Raw genomic sequence first — 20,155 nt, 5'->3', positions numbered from 1 at the left:
AGAGGTATAAAACAAGATGATATTATTAAAACATTTTAGACATTATTATATTAAATATGGATGGTCATTTCTACTAGGTATTCTATTACTTATAGGTTTAGATTACTTTCAACTAGAAATACCTAGAATATTTAATCAAGTCATTACAGGTGTAGAAGAAGGCACTGTAACACACGTAAGTGATATTACAGACCTTATTTACTATCTCATAGGGATTGTATTATTTATGACTGTAGGGCGTTATTTATGGCGTGTGCTACTTTTTGGTAATGGTAGAAAAGTAGAAACAGATATTAGATTACACATGTTTGAACACGCAGTCAAGTTATCCCAAAACTTCTATTCTAACCAAAAAATTGGTGGGTTAATGAGTTATTTTATTAATGACTTAAACTCTGTTAAAGAATTATATGGTTTTGGACTATTAATGCTAATAGATGGTATATTTTTAGGTGCGATGGTCTTAATTAGAATGTTTAGCTTAAACTTAGTGATGACCCTTTATGCAGGTGTACCGATACTACTTATGGGTATCTTAGTATATTTCTTAAATAGAAAGATGCAAACTAAATTTAAAATACGCCAAGAATCTTTTGAACAAATGAGCGACTTTACTCAAGAATCCTTTACCGGTATACAAGTCATTAAAGCTTATGTAAGAGAAGCGAAAGAAGCACTAACGTTTGATCAAAAATCAAAAAAACTTTATGATACAACGATGACGCATGTGAAGTACTCGATTGTAGTAAATATTATTATTGATGTGATGATTACACTAGTGATATTATCTGTAATTGTATATGGTTCGGTATTAATTGCTCAAAACGATTTAAAATCAGGTGATTTAACAGAATATATTAGTTACTTCTTTACACTTTTATGGCCGGTATTCGCATTATCTTGGTTTATGATGGTTAACGGGCAAGCTCAAGCATCTGCTAAAAGAATTTATGAATTCTTAGAATCAAAACCGGATGTTGTTGATAAACCAGGTGTATTAGAAGCAGTTCAACTTGATGGTCATATTAAAGTGGAAAACTTAAACTTTAATTATCCAGATAGTGAAGAATATGTATTAAAAGATATGAACTTTGAAATCAAGGCTGGTGAAATGGTCGGTATCTTAGGTAAAACAGGATCTGGTAAATCTACCTTAGTAGAATTACTACTTCATGTATATCAACCAAAACCACATATGATTAGTTATAGTGGACATGATATGACAGATATCTCTATTAAGGCATTAAGAGATCATATTGGTTACGTGCCACAAGATAACTTCTTATATTCAGATACCATTAGAAATAACATAGGTTTTTCATTTAAAGATCAAATTGATGAAGACTGGTTACATGAAGTATCTAAACTATCTGATATCTATGAAAACGTCATGACCTTTAAAGAACAATATGACACGATTTTAGGTGAACGTGGAACAACAGTTTCAGGTGGTCAAAAACAACGTATTTCTATTGCAAGAGCACTCGCAAAGGATCCTACAATTTTAATACTTGATGATTCCGTATCTGCAGTAGATACTAAAACAGAAGAAGCGATTATATCTAACTTAAGAAAAATTAGAAAAGGTCGAACAACTTTAATGATTGCACACCGTATTTCAACCGTTAAAAATCTAGATAAGATTATCTTAATTGAAGCAGGTAGAATCATTGGATTAGGTACCCATAAAGAATTACTAAAAACGAATACTACGTATCAAGAAATGGTGAAACTGCAAACATTAGAAGCATTAGTGGAAGAAGGTGAACAACATGCGTGATTTTCAAGACAACCATGCCGCACATGCTGATAAAACATTAATCAAAAGGTTATTAAAATATTTAAAACCACATAGAGGCGAGTTCATTGGTGCATTCTTTATGATGTTTATTACGATATTTACAAACCTTGTCTTACCACTAGCAACTGGTTGGTCGATTGACTATATGACAAGAACAGATGTGACAAATGATCAAAAGATGCTCGCTTTAGCAGTCGCTACACTCATTGGATTAGTCATCTTAATGATTAGTGTGGTTGTTGGATTCTTCCAACAACGCATCTTACAAGAAATCGGTCAAGATGTGACACACGTTATGAGAAAAGAAGTATTTGAACACATAGAAAACTTATCAATTGGTCAAATCAATTTATTACCAGTAGGCAAATTAGTAACGCGTGCAACAAATGACCCAGGTAACATTTCTGATATGTTTACAAACACGATTGTTAACCTCTTAAGAAATGTACTGATGATGATCGTTATTGCAGTTGTACTTTTAATACTAAATTGGCAAATGGCACTCCTAACTTTCTTAACTCTACCACTTATCTTATTAGCAAGTTCTATCTTTAGAAAGTACTCAAGAACAGCATATAGAAATGTTCGTACAAACATTTCAGAACTCAATGGCTATTTATCCGAAAACTTAAGTGGTATGAAAATTACTCAAATATTTAACCAAGAAGAAAAGAAGGTCCAAAACTTTAAAGTACTCAATGACAAGTTGAAGAAAAGTTATTATAGAGAAATCAACACCTTTGGTATATATAGACCAATTATTTGGTTAATCTCCATGATAGCTACAATCCTTACAGTATACTTTGGTGTAACAACCGTCATTGATGGTGCCTTAAGTGTTGGGTTATTTATTTCATTTTATATTTATGTTGGACAGTTCTTCGAACCTATCCAACAAATATCTGAACAATTTAATGCACTTCAAAATGGTTTTAGTTCAGCAGAAAAGATATTTGATGTCTTAGATACAAAACCAGATATTGTAGATGATGTTGATGCAATAAACTTGAAGAAGTTCGATGGACAAATTGAATTTAAAAACGTTTGGTTTAGCTATATTGAAGGTGAATGGATCTTAAAAGATGTTTCCTTTAAGGTAAACCCAAATGAAACGGTTGCATTTGTTGGTGCCACAGGTAGTGGTAAAACAACAATTCTACAATTAATTGTTAGAAACTACGACATTCAAAAGGGACAAATCCTTATTGATGGTATTGATATTAAAACCATTAAACGTTCATCCTTACGTAAATTTGTAGGACAAATGCTACAGGATGTCTTCTTATTTAGTGGAACCATTAGAGATAACATCACACTAGGTAACCCAGATATTACAGATGAAGATATCAAACGTGCAAGTAATTATGTCGGTCTAGATTACATATTAAATAAACTACCAGATGGGCTAGATCACGTTGTTAAAGAACGTGGTAATAACTTTAGTAGTGGTGAGAGACAATTAATTAGTTTTGCTAGAGCGGTTGTTTATAATCCAAGTCTTATGATTTTGGATGAGGCAACAGCAAATATCGACTCTGAAACAGAAACAATTATTCAGGAGTCCTTAAATAAAATGATGAATATATCTACAATGCTTATCGTTGCACATAGACTATCAACGATTCAACATAGTGATAGAATTATTGTCATGAGTAAAGGTGAAATTGTAGAATCAGGTAAACATCAAGAACTTTTAAAACAAAATGGGTTATACTATAACCTATATCAATTGCAATATGATAAAAAGGAAGGTGAAACACATGTTTAGTAAAAAAGAATTAGAAACATTATTAGGTTTAGGTCTAGAAACAGGTGCAGATTTTTCTGAAATATTTTTAGAAGATACTTATAGTGGTAGAATTACTGTAAACAATGGTGATGTTATTTCTGCAGGTGGTGGAAATACATATGGCGTGGGTGTTCGTTTATTAAAGGGCATCGATGAGGTATATGGTTATTCAAATGATACAAGTTATCGTTCTATTGAAAAATTAATGACTACCTTAAGAGGATCATTTAATGATAAACCAAATAAGGTAAAACCATTAGGTGAAAAACAACCTTACATAAATAATATTAAAATCCCACTGAGTTCAGTGACGCCAACAGAGAAATCTAAAAAGTTAATTGAATTATCACATATCATTAAAGATCATGATGATAAAATTATTCAAGCTGGTGCCACACTAGTTGAATGGGAACAAAAAGTACTCATTGCTAATTCAAATGGCATTTATCAGGATGATGTAAGAACGTATACCCGTGTTGTATTATCAGCAGTTGCTCAAGATGGTGAACTTATGCAAGACGCATATGAGGCACCAGGTAGAAACATGGGCTTTGAAATATTTGATGAAATAGATTTAAAAGCACTAGCAAAAGATGTAGGACATTCTGTAATGACTTACCTTTATGCTGATAATATGGAACCACAAGAAATGCCTGTTGTCATCCATAACGGTTTTGGTGGTGTGATTTTCCATGAAGCTGTTGGACATCCACTTGAAACGTCTGCAGTATCTAAAGGTTTATCACCGTTTGCAGGTAAACTTGGCCAAAAAGTAGCTAGTGAAGTGGTTACTGCATATGATGATGGTGATGAAGAGGGTCAATGGGGTCGTACAACATTTGATGATGAGGGTAACAAGACACGTAAAAACCTATTGATTGAAAAAGGTATTTTAAAAGGTTACTTATCTGACTATAGAAGTGGTAAACGTATGAACTATGAATCTACTGGTTCTGGTAGAAGACAAAGTTATAAGTTCCCACCAACTGCTAGAATGAATACTACATATATTGAAAATGGTACTGAAGATTATGAGGATATCATCAAAGATACAAAATATGGATTGTTTGCTAAAAAGTTAGGTGGTGGAACAGTAAACCCTGCAACCGGAGAATATAACTTTGCTGTTATGGAGGGTTTTATGATTGAAGATGGAAAATTAACAAAACCTGTAAGAGGTGCAATGTTAATTGGTCATGGCGCAGAAACGATTCAATTAATTGACCGTGTAGCAAACAATAAAACTTATGGCCAAGGTATGTGTGGTGCTGCATCAGGATCTATTCCTACTGACGTAGGTCAACCGACAATTCGTGTATCAAAAATGCTTGTTGGTGGACAAGGAGGTAACAACTAATGTTTAAAAATTGGATTGAAATAGGATTAAATAAAGGATTTAGTGATGTCGAAATATTTTCAACCAGATCTAAGAGTTTATCGATTGAAGTTTACCAAGGTAAAGTTGAAAATCTAACAACAGCTGATGTTGAAAAAGCTAAAATTCGTGCAGTATATGATGAAAAACTAGTCAGTTTTGTTTTAGAAGACTTATCAGATGAAGCAGTTCATAAAGCATTTGATTTACTTAAATTAAATGCAGAAGCTCTAACTGTAAAAGAGCCTGCAATTATTTTTGAAGGTTCACCAAGTTATCCTGTAGTTAAAGAAAACACATTTGATTTTGACAGTGTTCCAGTAAAAGATAAAATTGATTACTTAATCGCACTAGAAAAAAATGTTTTAGCAAATGAATTTGTCAAACAAGTAGATACTACAAGCTACTCTGAAAGTTATGGTGAAACAACAATTATTAACTCTAAGGGTTTAAATCTAACTAGAAAACATAATTTCTCTTACGCATATGCAGTGGGTATATTTGAGAAAAATGGTGATATAAAATCTGGTTATGATATCACGCTAGCTAAGAAATTTAGCGATTTTGATGCACAAAAAGACGCTCAAAAGACAATTGATAATGGTCTATCCAAATTAGATGGTAAATCGATTAAAACTAAAAAGTATGACACAGTTTTCTCAGCGAAAAGATTTGGTGATATGTTAGGTGTATTCTCTGGACTATTCTCAGGGGAGGCAGCTTATCGTAAAATGACACCACTTAAAGATAAGAAGGGTCAGCAAATTGCAGTAGAAGGCTTTAATCTATGGGATGATCCGTTAAATGAACTAGCACCATTCCAAAACTCATTCGATGATGAAGGGGTTGCATCAAATCCTAAAAAGATTATTGATAATGGTGTTTTCACAGGGTTCTTACATTCATTAAAGACTGCTAAGTTATTTAATGAAACACCAACTGGTAACGCATTTGGAGGCGGCATTGGACCTGCCGGATTGTACTTAGAACCAGGTAAAAAAGACTTTAATGCATTAATTAAAGATATTAAAGAAGGTTTCTATGTCACTGATCTTGTTGGATTACATGCAGGTGTTAACCATTCTAATGGAAGCTTTAGTTTACAAGCTGGTGGCGTATTCATCAAAGATGGTAAACTAGATCATCCAGTTAAAATGGTTGTCTTATCGGGAAACTGGTTTGATGTATTAAAGAATATTCAAGGTATTGGTTCAGACCTTACATTTGATGTTTCAGGCACTGGTTCTCCAACGGTACACGTTGGTGAACTTATGGTCTCAGGTGAAGAAAAATAATACTAGATACACAGACATACTTATAAGGGTATATCTGTGTATTTTTTGTTATGTTTAATGGCTTACTATAACGCATTTAGTATCAATTTAAAGATTAATAACATATTAGACAAATTATTTTAGATTAGGGCTGTTTTATGTTATAATTTAAATAAGAAATAACTATTTTTTATAAATAAGACTTAAACAAGTGGTGATAACATGAGAAGAGCAACCAAAGTTTATGTGTTAATAACCCAGTTTATATTCAACATGATACTGGGGGGCATATTAGGTGCCATGCTTGGTAAATATCAAGATCCAGAAGGTACTAGTGAAGCATTATATTCAGGTATCGGCTTAATTCTAGGCTTATTTGTTAGCATGTTATTGTTGTATCAATTTTTTAGGAATGAAAGGTTAACCAAGGTAGATAATGAAGAAAACGGACAAAGCGATTAATTTAAAAAAAACGTATGTTTACGCAGGCATGTTACTACTTATAGGTACAATTATTTATAGTACCTTATTTTTAGATTTACTCCTTTATTTCTTAATCGCGGGTGTGATTACTATTGGTAATTACTTTTTATTAGAGCGTATAGAGCGTTATAAAGAGATTAATCAAATTACTGTATTTAGTACCTTATTTCTTAGATATATGATTTATGTAATTGTTGCATTTTTAGTTATTTGGCTAAATAAAGATAGTGCTAATCTAGAGTTTATAGGTATTAGTTTAGTTACAGGATTTTCTATTATACAGATTGCAACAATCATTAATGCATTAACAAGTAAAAGTGGGGTGAAAAAGTGATGGAACAAGTCATTAGATATTTATTAACTATTCCCTACTATATATGGTCAAGTTTTATTATTGTCTTTGTTGTAATGATATGTTCACTAATTATCAGGCATAAAGTCAATAAATTAAAGATTGGTGATAACCCGGGCAAAGTTATGACAGGTATTATTACATTTGTTCAGTTTATGAATAATTATGCTAAGAATAACATTGGTAAACACTGGAAGATGCTGGCACCGATTATACTAAGTCTTGCTATCTTTATCTTTTTATCCAATATATCCGGATTATTCTTGCTTGATACACCAACCAAATATGCAACAGTAACCTTAGCATTTGCAATTGTAAGTGTTATAACAATTCAATCAGTTGGATTAAGATCAAAAGGAATTAAACACTTTAAGACTTTAATGGGACCCATGTGGTGGTTTTCACCAGTTATGATTCCTTTAAATATATTAAGTGACTTAACCCCGTTAATCTCCATGACGATGCGTCTATTTGGGAATATCGCATCCGGAGCAGCAGTACTTATGCTCATATATGCAGTATCTGGACCAGCAACTGTGATTGCAGGACCAGTTGCTCACGCAATATTCGATATAGGATTTGGACTCATTCAAACCATCGTATTTGTATTACTTACAACTGTATTTTCATCAAATAAAATAGAAGAAAGTGATTTAGAAATCAAAGGAGGCATATGACATGAATACATTTTTTCAAATAATGACACAAACAGAATTCTTTGCTAACGGTTTAGCATACTTAGGTGCTGGTATTTCCATTTTAGCTGCTGGTTTAGCAGGTATTGGACAAGGGCTAGCTGCTGCACGTGCGGTTGAGGCTGTAGGTCGCCAACCAGAAGCAAGTGGTAAAATTACAGTGACCATGATCTTAGGTCAAGCGATGGTAGAAACTTCTGGTATTTATGCATTAATTATTGCATTTATATTATCAAGTAAGTAAAAGGATAAATTATGGATATTTTCAAAGAAATATCTGATGCGATCCAAGAAGGTTTAAATTCTATCTTCGAGCGATGGGATTTAGTCTTATGGCAAATAGCTGCAACTGTTATTCTAATTATTGTTGTACGTATCTTTCTATGGAAACCTATTACAAGATACTTAGAACAACGTCAAGAAGCGCTTTCTAAAGAACTTTATGAAGCAGCTCATGAACGTGAACGTGTCGCACAAATCAGATATGAACTACAAACTGAATATGAAGATATGAGAAAAGAAGCTCGTCAAATGAAAGATACATTAATGAGTGAGGCGCAACTTGAAAAAGAGCGCATCATTAGTGAAGCACGTAATGAAGCAAAAAGACGTATTCAACAAGTGGATAGAGATGTTCAACAAGAGTTACGCCTTCAGAGTGAAAAAATACGTGAAAATATTAAAAATATTGCATTTGATGTAGCAGAAAAGATTGTATCCCACCAAGTTACCGATGATAACATCGATGAAGTTATCGATGAAATGCTTGATGAGAAATTATGACATCAACTATTTATTCTGATGCACTCTTTAAGCTTGCGCTTAAGGAAGATGCCATCGAATCTATTATTGAACAGTTTGAAACATTTGTTGCAGTCGCAAGAGATTACCCGGACTGGATCGTTTTATTAGACTCTCCAATGATTAGAAATAGAGTCAAAAATAAAATGTTAACGGAACTTGGCATATTTGATGATTTATTCATGAATTTTTTAATGCTACTTGTTCGTCATCATCAAGTGCGACTATACGAAGACATATACGAACAATGGATAGCTAAATCCAGACTAAACCAAAAAATTGCTTATGTACAATTATATTCAGCTAAGCCACTTAGCAAAAAAAGATTAAAACAATTAAAAGAAGAAATTCAAGACTACCTACCTGGTCTAGAAATCGAATTCAACCAACATATTGATTCAACATTAATAGAAGGTGTAAAGATGACTTACCAAGGACGTAGTATTGAGCGCTCACTAAAGAAAGCTTTAGATGATATGCGCTCAAATATCTAGGAAAGGATGATCACATGGCTAAAATTGATATTGACCAAATTGGTGCACTCATACAAAAACAAATTGAAGACTATAAAGCTGACGTCCGACTAGAAAGTATTGGTAAAGTTTTAAGTGTAGCAGATGGTATTGCAACAGTTTATGGTTTAAGCCAAGCCATACTTGGTGAACTCGTAGAACTACCTCATGATGTAAAAGGACTCGTGTTTAACTTAGAACAGTTTCATGTAGGTATTATCTTATTTGGACGTACTGATCTCATTAAAGAAGGAGATAATGTTCGTGCCACTAAAAAGATATTTGAAGTACCAGTAGGAGACGATTTACTTGGAAGAGTTGTAGATCCACTAGGCAGTCCACTGGACCTTAAAGGAACTATTAATGCTGATAAATACTATCCGATTGAACGCCCTGCAAAAGACTTAATGCACCGTGGATTTATTAATGAACCACTTCATACAGGCATCAAAGTAATCGATGCACTTGTTCCAATTGGAAAAGGACAAAGAGAATTAATTATTGGGGATAGACAAACTGGGAAATCTACGATTGCTGTAGACACTATCATTAATCAACGTGGTAAAGACGTGATTTGTGTGTATGTTGCTATTGGACAAAAAGACTCAACGATTGCCAATCTAGTCAAATTATTACAAATTAAAGATGCTTTAGATTATACAGTGATTGTAAATGCTGGTGCTTCAAAAGAAGCAACATTACTCTACATTGCGCCATATACAGGTTCATCAATTGCTGAATACTTCATGGAACAAGGTAAAGATGTATTAATCATTTATGATGATTTATCAAAACATGCAGTAGCCTATAGAGAATTATCATTATTAATGAAACGTCCAAGTGGACGTGAGGCATATCCTGGCGATATTTTCTATCTACACTCTAGATTACTAGAACGTGCAGGAAAATTAAATAAAGAACATGGTGGTGGTTCAATTACTGCACTACCAATTGTTGAAACACAAGCAGGAGATATTAGTGCCTACATTCCAACCAATATTATTAGTATTACAGATGGTCAGTTATACTTAGAACAAAAACTTTTCTACCAAGGCGTAAGACCTGCAATTAATGCAGGACTATCTGTTTCTCGTGTGGGCGGGAGTGCACAGTGGAAAGCAATGAAACAAGTAGCTGGAACCTTGCGTATTTCGCTTGCTAACTTTAGAGAATTAGAAAGTTTTGCACAATTTGGTTCAGACTTAGACCCAAGTTCTAAACGTCGCTTAGACCGTGGACGTAAAACGGTTGAAATATTAAAGCAAGATGTACATGAACTTATTGATATGCCAAGTCAAATAGTAACATTCTATGCACTTGAAAATGGCTTTATGGATGATTTAAACCTAAAACAAATCAGGTCTTTAATGGCTGAAATTGAACAAGGCTTATCTTTAAATGAAACCGGTAAAAAACTCAAGAAAGAATTAATTGAACATAAAGCAATTAAAGATAAGGCATTAATTGAAACATTTATAGATCACGTAAGGAGATTTATCTAATGGCTAACTTGCAAGTCTTAAAATCTAGAATTGACTCTATTGAAAAGACAGCATCCATTACAAAAGCAATGTATCAAATTGCATCGTCTAAATTAATGTCAGCCCAAAATCTATATGAACAATACTATAAATTTAAAAATGCATTTGATGAGGTTTTAAATGATGTATTAAATGTTGAAGAAAATACTTATTTTCTACAAACCGAAAAAAGATCAGATAAGAAATTATTTATTTTAATTTCAGGAGATCGTGGTTTGGTAGGGGGCTATCACCAACAACTTTTCAAACAATTTTTAGAACATATTAAAGATATGGATAGAGCAAATGTATATGTCATCACAATCGGTAGACGTGCACATGCTTTTGCTAGTAAACAAGGACTTCAACGTATTAATGAAGAAGTCATCTTGAACCATGATGACATTGACGAATCTATTTTAGTTGACTATATGGATCATTTAGTCCAACTTTATACATCAAATCACTATGGTGAGATTTCTGTATTTTCAAATAAGTTTATAAATAGTATGTCCCAAGTACCTGAAAATGAGATATTACTACCCATCAAAGTTAAAACTGTTAAAAAGAAAAAAGCACATGATCCTTACTTTTATGAAGGATCTAAAGTAAGTACAATTAATGATTTAATTATGATTTACATACAAAGTAGGATTTATGGTTTAATTTGCGATGCCAAATTAAGTGAATATGCATCAAGAATTATGGCCATGAAAAATGCAACAGATAATGCTTCTGAAGCATTACAAAAATTAAACTTGAAATATCATCAAGCAAGACAACACAAGATTACTAATGAACTCTTAGATATTTCAAATTCAAAATTATAAGGAGGTAAACATGAAAGGAAAAATTGTAGCGATCGTAGGACCTGTTGTGGATGTTTCTTTTATGGATGAACTTCCGAATATCAACGATGCTCTTGAAGTTAGATTAAGTGAAACTGAAACTAGAACACTAGAAGTGGCTTCCCACTTGGGAAATCACATGGTTCGAACAATTTCACTTGAAGCAACCGATGGGCTAGCGCGTGGTATGGAAGTTATCGGCACACTATCTCCAATTAAAGTACCAGTAGGTAAAAAAGTATTAGGCCGCATGTTAAACGTATTAGGTAAACCAATGGATGGCAAAGAAGAAGTAGATACAAAAAGATATATGCCAATCCATAAGTTACCACCTGATTTCCATGATTTAGGCGGAGAAACTGAAATATTAGAAACCGGTATTAAAGTTATTGACTTAATTGCACCATATATTAAAGGTGGTAAAATTGGTCTATTTGGTGGTGCCGGTGTTGGTAAAACCGTATTAATTCAAGAAATGATACATAACGTTGCCAAAAACCATGGTGGTATTTCTGTATTTACAGGGGTTGGTGAACGTGTACGTGAAGGTCATGAACTCTATCATGAAATGAAAGACTCAGGTGTTTTAGATAAAACTGCACTGGTCTTTGGTCAAATGAATGAACCACCTGGTGCACGATTAAGAGTTGCTTTAACGGGACTCACCCTTGCAGAGTATTTTAGAGATGGTGAGAAACAAAATGTTTTACTATTTATTGATAATATTTATAGATACATTCAAGCAGGTTCTGAAATATCAGCGCTACTTGGAAGAATGCCATCCGCAGTTGGTTATCAACCAACACTAGCAACTGAAATGGGTAAACTTCAAGAACGTATCACATCAACGCGTTATGGTTCAATTACATCGATTCAAGCAGTCTATGTACCCGCAGATGACTACACAGACCCTGCACCAGCAACAGTATTCTCACACCTTGATGCAACAACAGCATTAAGTAGAAAATTAACTGAGGATGGTATATACCCAGCAATCGATCCACTTCAATCCACATCTAGAGCACTAACACCATCAGTGGTTGGTCAAGAGCACTATGATATAGCACGTGAGGTGCAACGTATGCTACAAAGATATCATGAACTACTAGATATTATTGCAATCCTAGGTATGGATGAATTAAGTGATGAAGATAAGTTAGTTGTACACCGTGCAAGGCGTATTCAAAACTTCTTAAGTCAAAACATGCATGTGGCTGAAAGATTTACAGGTCAAACTGGTAGTTTTGTTCCAATTAGAGAAACCATACGTGGTTTTAAAGAAATCTTAGAAGGTAAACATGATGACTTACCTGAAGAAGCATTCTTACTTGTTGGTACCATTGATGATGCGATCGCTAAGGCTAAAAAACTATGAAATTAGAAGTGATTGGACAACAAGGTATTAAATACCAAGAAACCATTGATTATGCTGTTATATTAAAAAAAGAAGGCGAGTTTGCTATTTTAGATAAACATATTCAAACGCTGACTACACTACATAATGAATTCATCAAACTCGTCCAAAATGATCTTGAATTCTACTTATACATTCAAAGTGGTGCAGTTGTTTATAAAGACAAATTACTTAGGGTGTTTGCAATGAGTGCAGAACTTGCAAAATCTAAAGAAGATGCAATCAAACTAGTAGAACGTATTGAAAAAGAAGCAAGTGAAAAAGCTAAAAAACAAAATGTAGATTACTCACAATTGGAAAAAGAATTAAGAGAGCAAATCACTAAAGCAAAAGCTGGTCATATATAATAACAAAATACCCATTAAATATTGATAAGAACATCAGTTTTAAGGGTATTTTTTGTCGTTAATTACCTAAAAATATGTTAAAATAGTTATAGTGTATAAATAGGTGATATGAAATATATGCACTTGTAGATAACGAATGCAATTCACACAATCAACTAGTCAAGATAAAAGGGAAATAACTAACTTTTTAACGGTGAACAAGGATATGTGTAAATTATATTTGATATTTATGTAATTGCATTATAAAGATCATTTTATTAAACAAGTGGTACAATAATCTAAGCATCAACAATTCCAAAAACTTCATCTATAAATATAAATCATATGAGGCAATTTTTTAATATGTTAATAGTGATTGATCATATGCTATTTATTAAGTGTATTTTGATAAAAATATTTAGTTAAAATATATGTTATATGGACTTAAATAAAATATCTAATTAGACTTACTTATCAAATTATACATAGAACAGGTTTAAGGATATACATTAGAACAAAATATCTGCAATAATAATGGATTAAAATTGATATTTGATTTATTGCAGACATTTGAAGTGATTTTAAAATAATTAAAAAGAGAAACATACATAAAGGAGGACGGCATTTGAGCAAGTTAGAAGCGATTATTGCATTAGAAAATCAAGTGGAACAAAACATTGAAAATGCAAAAAAAGAAAAAGAAGCTATGCTAGAAAAAGCTAGATTAGAAGTAAAACAAGTAATTGATACACTTAAACAAGCACAACTTGAAAAGATAAATCACTTACAAAAAGAAGCTGATTTAGAAGTGGAGGCAATTACTAAAGAAAATGATGTAGCTAAAGAGAAACTACGTCAAAAAATTGAAACCGACTATAAAGATGTAACATCTAAATATTTGGAATTACTTAAAAAAGAGGTAATATCAAAATGATTGTTTCAATGCAAAAAGTAAAATTAATTTTTCTAGAAAGTGATAAAGAGCAAATTTTGAATGAACTTCAAATGCATGCCCTGTTTATGCCTGATAAGAAGCATTTTAAATCAGTTACACCTTCAGAAGATTTAATTCGTGTAGGTAAAGCTATTGAAATTATCGAAAGATATCTAAAAAAATCTACTGGTAATAACGCGATTGTTACTAAGTCTGAATTTGAACTCTTGGATCAACATAGCCTAGAACTTACAGCAAATATTTTAGATTTGCAAAATACATATTATAAATTACAAGAAACTCAAAAATCCTTAAAAGAAAAATATGAGGAACTTTTACCATATAAGAATTTAAGTGTGAGTCAATCAAGAATAGAAACCTTAAGATTTACACAAGTAGTGTTAGGGTTTATCCAAAAAGAAAAATATGATGCATTTAAAGGTCATATGGATACTTTAGGGGCATTTTTAGATGTTTTGAGTAATGATGATAATTATTATTATGTTTCTATCCTAATCGATAAAGACCAAAGTGACAAATTAGAAGCTTTACTCGAATCTATGGATTTTAATATAGAGCCTAATAGAAACTATGATAAGACAAATATTGAAGTGATAACTGACTTAAATTCCGAATTAGAATCGATTGAAAAAGAAATGAAAGAAACCGAACAATTCTTTATCGATTCTAGTAAAGATTTAGGAGCACTAAAACTCTTACATGATCAACTTTTAAGTAAAGAATCAAAATTACAGATTGATCTACTAAGTACAGAAACTACAGTTTATGTAGAAGGTTGGGTGCGACGTGATCAAGTAGATGGTATTAGCGAAATACTCAACCGTAAAAATTTAGTGTTTGAATTGGAAGCTCGAGATGCTCTTCCAGAAGAATCAGTGCCTACAGCATTAAAGAATAATAGATTTGTTAAACCTTATGAATATATTACAAATCAATTTTCTACACCGTCTGCCTCAGAAGTAGACCCGAACCCATCTATGAGTTTCTGGTACTGGTTAATCTTTGGTATCATGATGGGTGATATTGGTTATGGACTGGTGATGATTGTTGCATTTAGTTTACTACTTAAGTTTGGAAAATTGAGAGGTGCAACTAAAGATTTAGTTAAAGTATTTTGTTATTCAGGTGTCACTGCAATTGGTGCAGGTATATTATTTGGTTCTTTCTTTGGAGCAACCATCTTCACTCCGTTACTAGATCCTATTAATGATCCGGTACCAATGCTCATCATTTCACTTATTTTAGGTGTTGTCCATATAGTACATGGTTTATTATTAAAACTTGTTAACAGTTATAGACAAAAGGATATTTTAGGTGGTCTCAATGATGCTGGTTCGTGGATATTCATCTTGGTAGGATTAAGTCTATTTATAACAGCAACGTTTATCCCGCTAGAGAGCTTAATTCAAAATATTTTACTTTACACATCTTATGTACTCATGGGATTAGGTGTACTGATTATCATTTTATTAAATGGTAGAGAGCAAAAATCTATTGCTGGAAAAATGGTTTCAGCATTTACAGGTCTTTATAACTCAACTAGTTACTTATCTGATATCTTAAGTTATTCTAGAATCTTAGCATTATCTTTATCTACTGCAGTTATTGCTTATACAATGAACTTACTTGCAGAAATGGTATGGGGTTCTATACCGGTATTAGGTATATTACTTGGTATTGTAATTTACTTAATTGGGCATGTGTTTAACTTTATTATGGGTATGCTTTCTGCATACGTACATGCAGGGCGTTTACAATACCTAGAATTTTATGGAAAATTCTTTGAAGGCGGCGGTTACTTATTTGAACCATTTAGCCTACAATTAAAATATGTTTATCAAGTCAATTTAAAAGAAAATAAAGAAATTAATAAGGAGAATTAAAAATTATGCCATTCATTTTTATGTCATTTGACGGTTTAACTTGGGCACTTATGGGAGTTGCCTTAGCAGCAGGTTTAGCAGGTATTGGATCAGCAATGGGGGTTTCTATTGCTGGTAGAGCAGCAACAGGAGTATTAAGTGAAAAACCAGATCTATTCGGTAAAGTCTTAGTATTACAAGCACTTTCAGGTACACAAGGTATTTATGGATTCTTAGTTGCTGTATTATTATTAGTTAGAATGGGTTGGTTAACAGGATCACCAATCGCATTAACAGAAATGCAAGGTCAAATGTATTTTGCAGCAGCATTACCAATTGCACTTGTTGGTTTAGTATCAGCAATTTACCAAGGTAAAATGGCAGCTTCATCTATTTTAATGACAGGTAAAAGACCGGAGATCTCAACACGTGGGATTACAATGACAGCCTTAGTAGAAACTTATGCGATTTTAGCATTACTTGTATCCATCTTAATGTGGACACAATTACCTGCTTAAAGAGGCTATTATGTCAAAATTAGAAGAAAAAATTATACAAAAAGGACAGTCAATTATTGATGCTATTAATCTAAGCGCTAAAGAAGAATCTGAAGCACTTAAAAATAGATTAATTGAAGAAGCAAAAGCTGATTTAGAAGTTCAACTTCATAAAGCACAACAGAAAGCTAAGGCACAAGTTGAACAAGCTAAACAAGAAGGTATGCGTGCATTAAGAGATGAAGTCGCAATATCTAAGCAACAGCTAATTGAATCCATTTTTGTAGAGTTAAAAGCAGAATTAAAACACTTAAACAAAGAAGACTACTTTAATTATGTAGTGCGTTCTATCCAAAATCAAGCTATTGATAAAACGGAAGAAATTCAAGTAAGTAAAAAAGAATATGCAATGTATCAAAGTATTCTAACAACTAAGAAGGGTGACTTAGTCGAAGCAGATCTTTTAAATCAAAAATTAGGTAAAGACTATCAGTTAAAATTAAGTAATAAACCAGCCCAAATCGAATCTGGATTTATGCTTGTAGGTAAACTATATGACTTAAACTTTTCACTAGAAAATCTACTAGAGAGTCTAACTAAAAAGTATGAAAAAACTATATATGAGGCGTTAAATTAATAATGGATATTTCATTTGTTAGTGGTGTTATGAGTGGTTCAATTGATCGCTTATTATCACCAAGCCATTTAAAGAGTTTTGAAAACATATCTAGAAAAGATTTTTTAAGCTTGCTTAAAACACACCAATATGGTCGTGCAAGTGAATCTCATATTGACACCATCATGTTAGAAGAAGAATTAAAACATCGTCAATTCTTAGAGTCTTTAATCGATAAAAATCATCTCATCTTTAAGGTGTTATATTTAACATTTGATCACCTGTTTTTATCTAACCTCATGAAATCCTATCACCTAGGATTAACTTATAATAAGTTTACAAACAGTCTAAGCAACTTCAATGAAGAAAGATATGAAGATTATATTTTAAATGGAGTATCTGGTCTACTTGATTTAGAAGACATTTCTTTTTTAGATCACATACAATTAGAAACAAGTCAATTAGATGCACAAGGTATTTCTGATAGAGTGATTAAAATATTACATGATAGAATCATATCTTCATTCAACAAAAAAACAGATAGTTATATCAAAAAGTATATTGAACTAGAAACGACTATCTTAAATGTAATGTTACTTATAAGAAGCATCAAATACAATAAAAATCTAGAATATTTAGAAATGAATATCTTAAGTGGTGGTATGATTGATAAACATATTCTAATGGAATTGTTTGACAAATCACTTACTGAAATAGGAAATTACTTAAGTCTTCACTTTGATGTGACTTTAACTGATGCATTTAAATATGTAGGTAAGCCAAACTTCTTAGATATATTAAATGATGCATTTAATGAATATAGACAAAATCTTTTAGAAGATTTGAGTTTCCAAAGTTTAGGTTTTGCAACAGTACTTCACTTTACAATTTTAAAAAGAGATGAAATGCGTGTATTAAAAGAAAAGTATTATCAAATTAAGGAGTAGATGAATTATGCCGGAAATAGTTGCATGTAGTACGAATGAGTCATTCATTATTCTACGTAGTGTGGGCGTAACCGTCTATGTTGATAATGACTTGAAGAATGTAGAAGAACATATTGCCAAATATGCATCAAGTGATAGTAAAATTATTATCTATGATGCAGTTAGTGAAGCTTATGTTCAAACTTTATTAGAGAAATATGAAGAGTCTATGTATCCTATATTTTTAAAACTACCAAGTGGTTTAAAACATGAAGATACATTATCCGAATTGAAATTACTCGTTGAAAAATCAATTGGGATTTCAATTATATGAAGGAGCATGAAAAAATGACAAATAAAGGTATTATTACTAAAGTATCAGGTCCATTAATTGTTGCTAAAAACATGGGTTCAGCTCAAGTTTATGACGTTGTTAGAGTTTCTGACAAAAGATTAATCGGTGAAGTCCTAGAATTACGTGGTGATTTAGCATCGATTCAAGTTTATGAAGAAACTGCTGGTATTGGACCAGGTGAACCTGTATTTTTAACAAATGAACCATTAAGTGTTGAGCTTGGACCTGGTTTAATTGGTGGTATTTTTGATGGTATTCAAAGACCACTAGATGATATTTATCAAATCCATGGACAAGGTATTCCACTGGGTGTTGATATTCCAAAATTAAGTAGAGAAAAACTGTGGCAATTTATTCCACAAGTTGAAGTAGGCGATGTTGTAGAAGGTGGCGATATTATTGGTATCGTTCATGAATCAGAATCCGTTGTACATAAAGTTATGGTTCCACCAAATCTAAGTGGTACTGTTAAAACAATCAAATCTGGTGAATTTACAGTAGTAGATACAGTATGTGAACTAGATCATGATGGTGATATCATCCCACTTAAGATGATGCAATCATGGCCAGTACGTATTAAAAGACCATATAACAAAAAAATAGCACCAACCCAACCAATGGTTACAGGACAACGTGTTATTGATACATTGTTTCCGATTGCTATCGGTGGTATTGCAGCAATCCCTGGACCTTTTGGTAGTGGAAAAACTGTAGTTCAACACCAACTAGCTAAATGGGCTGATGCAGATATTATTGTTTATATTGGTTGTGGAGAACGTGGAAATGAGATGACTGACGTACTTATGGAATTCCCTGAATTAAAGGATCCTAGAACTGGTCAACCACTTATGAAACGTACCGTATTAATCGCAAACACCTCAAACATGCCAGTTGCCGCTAGAGAGGCTAGTATCTATACAGGTATTACAATTGCTGAATACTATCGAGATATGGGCTATAAAGTGGCGATTATGGCGGACTCTACATCGCGTTGGGCTGAAGCCTTACGTGAAATGTCCTCAAGATTAGAAGAAATGCCAGGTGAAGAAGGTTATCCTGCTTATTTAGGTTCAAGAATTGCAGAATTCTATGAACGTGCTGGTTTGGTTGAAACACTTGGTTCAAAGGCAAGAACTGGTGCAATTACCGCAATTGGAGCTGTTTCTCCTCCAGGTGGAGATACATCAGAACCGGTTTCACAAGCAACACTAAGAATTGTTAAAGTGTTCTGGGGCTTATCAGCATCACTTGCATATAGACGTCACTTCCCTGCGATAGATTGGTTAAAATCCTATTCACTATATGATGAACAAATTAGAGACTTCTTTAATACAAATGTAGATAAAAATTGGACACACCATGTAAGTTTTGTTTCAACGCTATTACAAGAAGAAGCTTCACTCCAAGAAATTGTAAGACTTGTTGGGGTAGATTCACTAGGTGCATCAGATCGTCTAAAATTATTAGTAGCTCAAATGATTCGTGAAGACTATTTACATCAAAATGCATTTGATCCAATTGATACGTATTCATCATTAGATAAACAATTTAGATTATTAGATATGATTATTTTATTTAACGACTTAGCAGTTCACGCAATTGAACATGAAATGTCTTTTAAAGATATTGAACGCTTAGCTGTGAAAGAACAAATTGGACGCTTTAAGTATGTTGAAGAAAAAGATATGTTAAGCACATATGAAGAAGTCGTTAAACAGATGCATCAACAATTTAGCGGTTTAAGAAAGGAGTAA

General features: G+C 32.7%; 21 protein-coding genes. All 21 read left to right on the top strand.

Annotated features, from left to right (window positions below; all coding sequences use genetic code 11):
• Positions 1–16: 16 nt before the first annotated feature.
• The 21 genes from IY230_RS05990 to IY230_RS05890 all read left to right on the top strand — a co-directional run bounded on the left by IY230_RS05990 (position 17) and on the right by IY230_RS05890 (position 20,155).
• Positions 17–1,780 carry an ABC transporter ATP-binding protein gene (locus IY230_RS05990; RefSeq protein ID WP_196370667.1) on the top strand — a complete coding sequence of 588 codons (1,764 nt, stop codon included), beginning with the start codon at positions 17–19 and terminating at the stop codon, positions 1,778–1,780.
• Positions 1,773–3,569, top strand: a complete 1,797-nt coding sequence (locus IY230_RS05985; RefSeq protein WP_196370665.1) for an ABC transporter ATP-binding protein — start codon at positions 1,773–1,775, stop codon at positions 3,567–3,569. Before IY230_RS05990 ends, IY230_RS05985 begins: the two co-directional genes overlap by 8 nt.
• On the top strand, positions 3,562–4,947 hold the full coding sequence (locus IY230_RS05980; protein WP_196370663.1) for a TldD/PmbA family protein: 1,386 nt from the start codon (positions 3,562–3,564) through the stop codon (positions 4,945–4,947). Before IY230_RS05985 ends, IY230_RS05980 begins: the two co-directional genes overlap by 8 nt.
• A complete protein-coding gene (locus tag IY230_RS05975) occupies positions 4,947–6,260 on the top strand; it encodes a TldD/PmbA family protein (RefSeq protein ID WP_196370661.1) in 1,314 nt (437 codons plus the stop codon). The genes IY230_RS05980 and IY230_RS05975 overlap by 1 nt, the downstream gene beginning before the upstream one ends.
• Before the next feature lie 201 nt (positions 6,261–6,461).
• Positions 6,462–6,701 (top strand): hypothetical protein, encoded by a 240-nt coding sequence (locus IY230_RS05970; protein WP_196370659.1) that lies wholly within the window; start codon positions 6,462–6,464, stop codon positions 6,699–6,701.
• The gene (locus IY230_RS05965; protein WP_196370657.1) at positions 6,676–7,056 is read left to right on the top strand and encodes a hypothetical protein; all 381 of its coding nucleotides are present in this window, start codon (positions 6,676–6,678) and stop codon (positions 7,054–7,056) included. The genes IY230_RS05970 and IY230_RS05965 overlap by 26 nt, the downstream gene beginning before the upstream one ends.
• Complete coding sequence (locus IY230_RS05960) at positions 7,056–7,751, top strand: F0F1 ATP synthase subunit A (protein ID WP_196370655.1); 696 nt, start codon at positions 7,056–7,058, stop codon at positions 7,749–7,751. The genes IY230_RS05965 and IY230_RS05960 overlap by 1 nt, the downstream gene beginning before the upstream one ends.
• Before the next feature lies 1 nt (position 7,752).
• Positions 7,753–8,013, top strand: coding sequence for an ATP synthase F0 subunit C (gene atpE, locus IY230_RS05955; RefSeq protein ID WP_196370654.1), 261 nt, complete (start codon positions 7,753–7,755; stop codon positions 8,011–8,013).
• An 11-nt stretch (positions 8,014–8,024) separates the two neighbouring features.
• Positions 8,025–8,552 carry a F0F1 ATP synthase subunit B family protein gene (locus IY230_RS05950; protein WP_196370653.1) on the top strand — a complete coding sequence of 176 codons (528 nt, stop codon included), beginning with the start codon at positions 8,025–8,027 and terminating at the stop codon, positions 8,550–8,552.
• Positions 8,549–9,064, top strand: a complete 516-nt coding sequence (atpH, locus tag IY230_RS05945) for an ATP synthase F1 subunit delta (protein WP_196370652.1) — start codon at positions 8,549–8,551, stop codon at positions 9,062–9,064. Before IY230_RS05950 ends, atpH begins: the two co-directional genes overlap by 4 nt.
• 14 nt (positions 9,065–9,078) lie before the next feature.
• Positions 9,079–10,584, top strand: coding sequence for a F0F1 ATP synthase subunit alpha (atpA, locus tag IY230_RS05940; RefSeq protein ID WP_196370651.1), 1,506 nt, complete (start codon positions 9,079–9,081; stop codon positions 10,582–10,584).
• Positions 10,584–11,432, top strand: coding sequence for an ATP synthase F1 subunit gamma (atpG, locus tag IY230_RS05935; protein WP_196370650.1), 849 nt, complete (start codon positions 10,584–10,586; stop codon positions 11,430–11,432). Before atpA ends, atpG begins: the two co-directional genes overlap by 1 nt.
• Positions 11,433–11,442: 10 nt before the next feature.
• On the top strand, positions 11,443–12,825 hold the full coding sequence (gene atpD / locus IY230_RS05930) for a F0F1 ATP synthase subunit beta (protein WP_196370649.1): 1,383 nt from the start codon (positions 11,443–11,445) through the stop codon (positions 12,823–12,825).
• Positions 12,822–13,211 carry a F0F1 ATP synthase subunit epsilon gene (locus IY230_RS05925; protein ID WP_196370648.1) on the top strand — a complete coding sequence of 130 codons (390 nt, stop codon included), beginning with the start codon at positions 12,822–12,824 and terminating at the stop codon, positions 13,209–13,211. Before atpD ends, IY230_RS05925 begins: the two co-directional genes overlap by 4 nt.
• A 604-nt stretch (positions 13,212–13,815) precedes the next feature.
• Positions 13,816–14,124: a hypothetical protein gene (locus IY230_RS05920; RefSeq protein ID WP_196370646.1), complete on the top strand. Its 309-nt coding sequence runs from the start codon at positions 13,816–13,818 to the stop codon at positions 14,122–14,124.
• Entirely contained in the window at positions 14,121–16,028 is a 1,908-nt protein-coding gene (locus IY230_RS05915; RefSeq protein ID WP_196370644.1) for a V-type ATP synthase subunit I, read from the top strand. Before IY230_RS05920 ends, IY230_RS05915 begins: the two co-directional genes overlap by 4 nt.
• Positions 16,029–16,033: 5 nt before the next feature.
• Entirely contained in the window at positions 16,034–16,525 is a 492-nt protein-coding gene (locus IY230_RS05910) for a V-type ATP synthase subunit K (protein ID WP_230852615.1), read from the top strand.
• Between the two features lie 10 nt (positions 16,526–16,535).
• The gene (locus IY230_RS05905; RefSeq protein ID WP_196370642.1) at positions 16,536–17,141 is read left to right on the top strand and encodes a hypothetical protein; all 606 of its coding nucleotides are present in this window, start codon (positions 16,536–16,538) and stop codon (positions 17,139–17,141) included.
• A gap of 2 nt (positions 17,142–17,143) precedes the next feature.
• Entirely contained in the window at positions 17,144–18,067 is a 924-nt protein-coding gene (locus IY230_RS05900; RefSeq protein ID WP_196370640.1) for a V-type ATPase subunit, read from the top strand.
• 7 nt (positions 18,068–18,074) lie between these two features.
• A complete protein-coding gene (locus tag IY230_RS05895; RefSeq protein WP_012242915.1) occupies positions 18,075–18,380 on the top strand; it encodes a V-type ATP synthase subunit F in 306 nt (101 codons plus the stop codon).
• A gap of 14 nt (positions 18,381–18,394) precedes the next feature.
• On the top strand, positions 18,395–20,155 hold the full coding sequence (locus tag IY230_RS05890) for a V-type ATP synthase subunit A (RefSeq protein WP_230852614.1): 1,761 nt from the start codon (positions 18,395–18,397) through the stop codon (positions 20,153–20,155).

Source organism: Acholeplasma laidlawii (assembly GCF_015709225.1).
GTDB classification, from domain to species: domain Bacteria; phylum Bacillota_I; class Bacilli_A; order Acholeplasmatales; family Acholeplasmataceae; genus Acholeplasma; species Acholeplasma laidlawii_A.
Note: the sequence above shows the minus strand (reverse complement) of the source record. Positions and strands in the feature narration are given on the sequence as shown.

Coding starts and splice junctions, on each gene's coding strand:
- IY230_RS05975 (WP_196370661.1), top strand. CDS start 4,947: ATGTTTAAAAATTGGATTGAAATAGGATTAAATAAAGGATTTAGTGAT.
- IY230_RS05950 (WP_196370653.1), top strand. CDS start 8,025: ATGGATATTTTCAAAGAAATATCTGATGCGATCCAAGAAGGTTTAAAT.
- IY230_RS05925 (WP_196370648.1), top strand. CDS start 12,822: ATGAAATTAGAAGTGATTGGACAACAAGGTATTAAATACCAAGAAACC.
- IY230_RS05960 (WP_196370655.1), top strand. CDS start 7,056: ATGGAACAAGTCATTAGATATTTATTAACTATTCCCTACTATATATGG.
- atpA (WP_196370651.1), top strand. CDS start 9,079: ATGGCTAAAATTGATATTGACCAAATTGGTGCACTCATACAAAAACAA.
- IY230_RS05910 (WP_230852615.1), top strand. CDS start 16,034: ATGCCATTCATTTTTATGTCATTTGACGGTTTAACTTGGGCACTTATG.
- IY230_RS05890 (WP_230852614.1), top strand. CDS start 18,395: ATGACAAATAAAGGTATTATTACTAAAGTATCAGGTCCATTAATTGTT.
- IY230_RS05915 (WP_196370644.1), top strand. CDS start 14,121: ATGATTGTTTCAATGCAAAAAGTAAAATTAATTTTTCTAGAAAGTGAT.
- IY230_RS05985 (WP_196370665.1), top strand. CDS start 1,773: ATGCGTGATTTTCAAGACAACCATGCCGCACATGCTGATAAAACATTA.
- IY230_RS05990 (WP_196370667.1), top strand. CDS start 17: ATGATATTATTAAAACATTTTAGACATTATTATATTAAATATGGATGG.
- atpD (WP_196370649.1), top strand. CDS start 11,443: ATGAAAGGAAAAATTGTAGCGATCGTAGGACCTGTTGTGGATGTTTCT.
- IY230_RS05970 (WP_196370659.1), top strand. CDS start 6,462: ATGAGAAGAGCAACCAAAGTTTATGTGTTAATAACCCAGTTTATATTC.
- IY230_RS05980 (WP_196370663.1), top strand. CDS start 3,562: ATGTTTAGTAAAAAAGAATTAGAAACATTATTAGGTTTAGGTCTAGAA.
- atpG (WP_196370650.1), top strand. CDS start 10,584: ATGGCTAACTTGCAAGTCTTAAAATCTAGAATTGACTCTATTGAAAAG.
- atpH (WP_196370652.1), top strand. CDS start 8,549: ATGACATCAACTATTTATTCTGATGCACTCTTTAAGCTTGCGCTTAAG.
- atpE (WP_196370654.1), top strand. CDS start 7,753: ATGAATACATTTTTTCAAATAATGACACAAACAGAATTCTTTGCTAAC.
- IY230_RS05905 (WP_196370642.1), top strand. CDS start 16,536: ATGTCAAAATTAGAAGAAAAAATTATACAAAAAGGACAGTCAATTATT.
- IY230_RS05900 (WP_196370640.1), top strand. CDS start 17,144: ATGGATATTTCATTTGTTAGTGGTGTTATGAGTGGTTCAATTGATCGC.
- IY230_RS05965 (WP_196370657.1), top strand. CDS start 6,676: ATGAAGAAAACGGACAAAGCGATTAATTTAAAAAAAACGTATGTTTAC.
- IY230_RS05895 (WP_012242915.1), top strand. CDS start 18,075: ATGCCGGAAATAGTTGCATGTAGTACGAATGAGTCATTCATTATTCTA.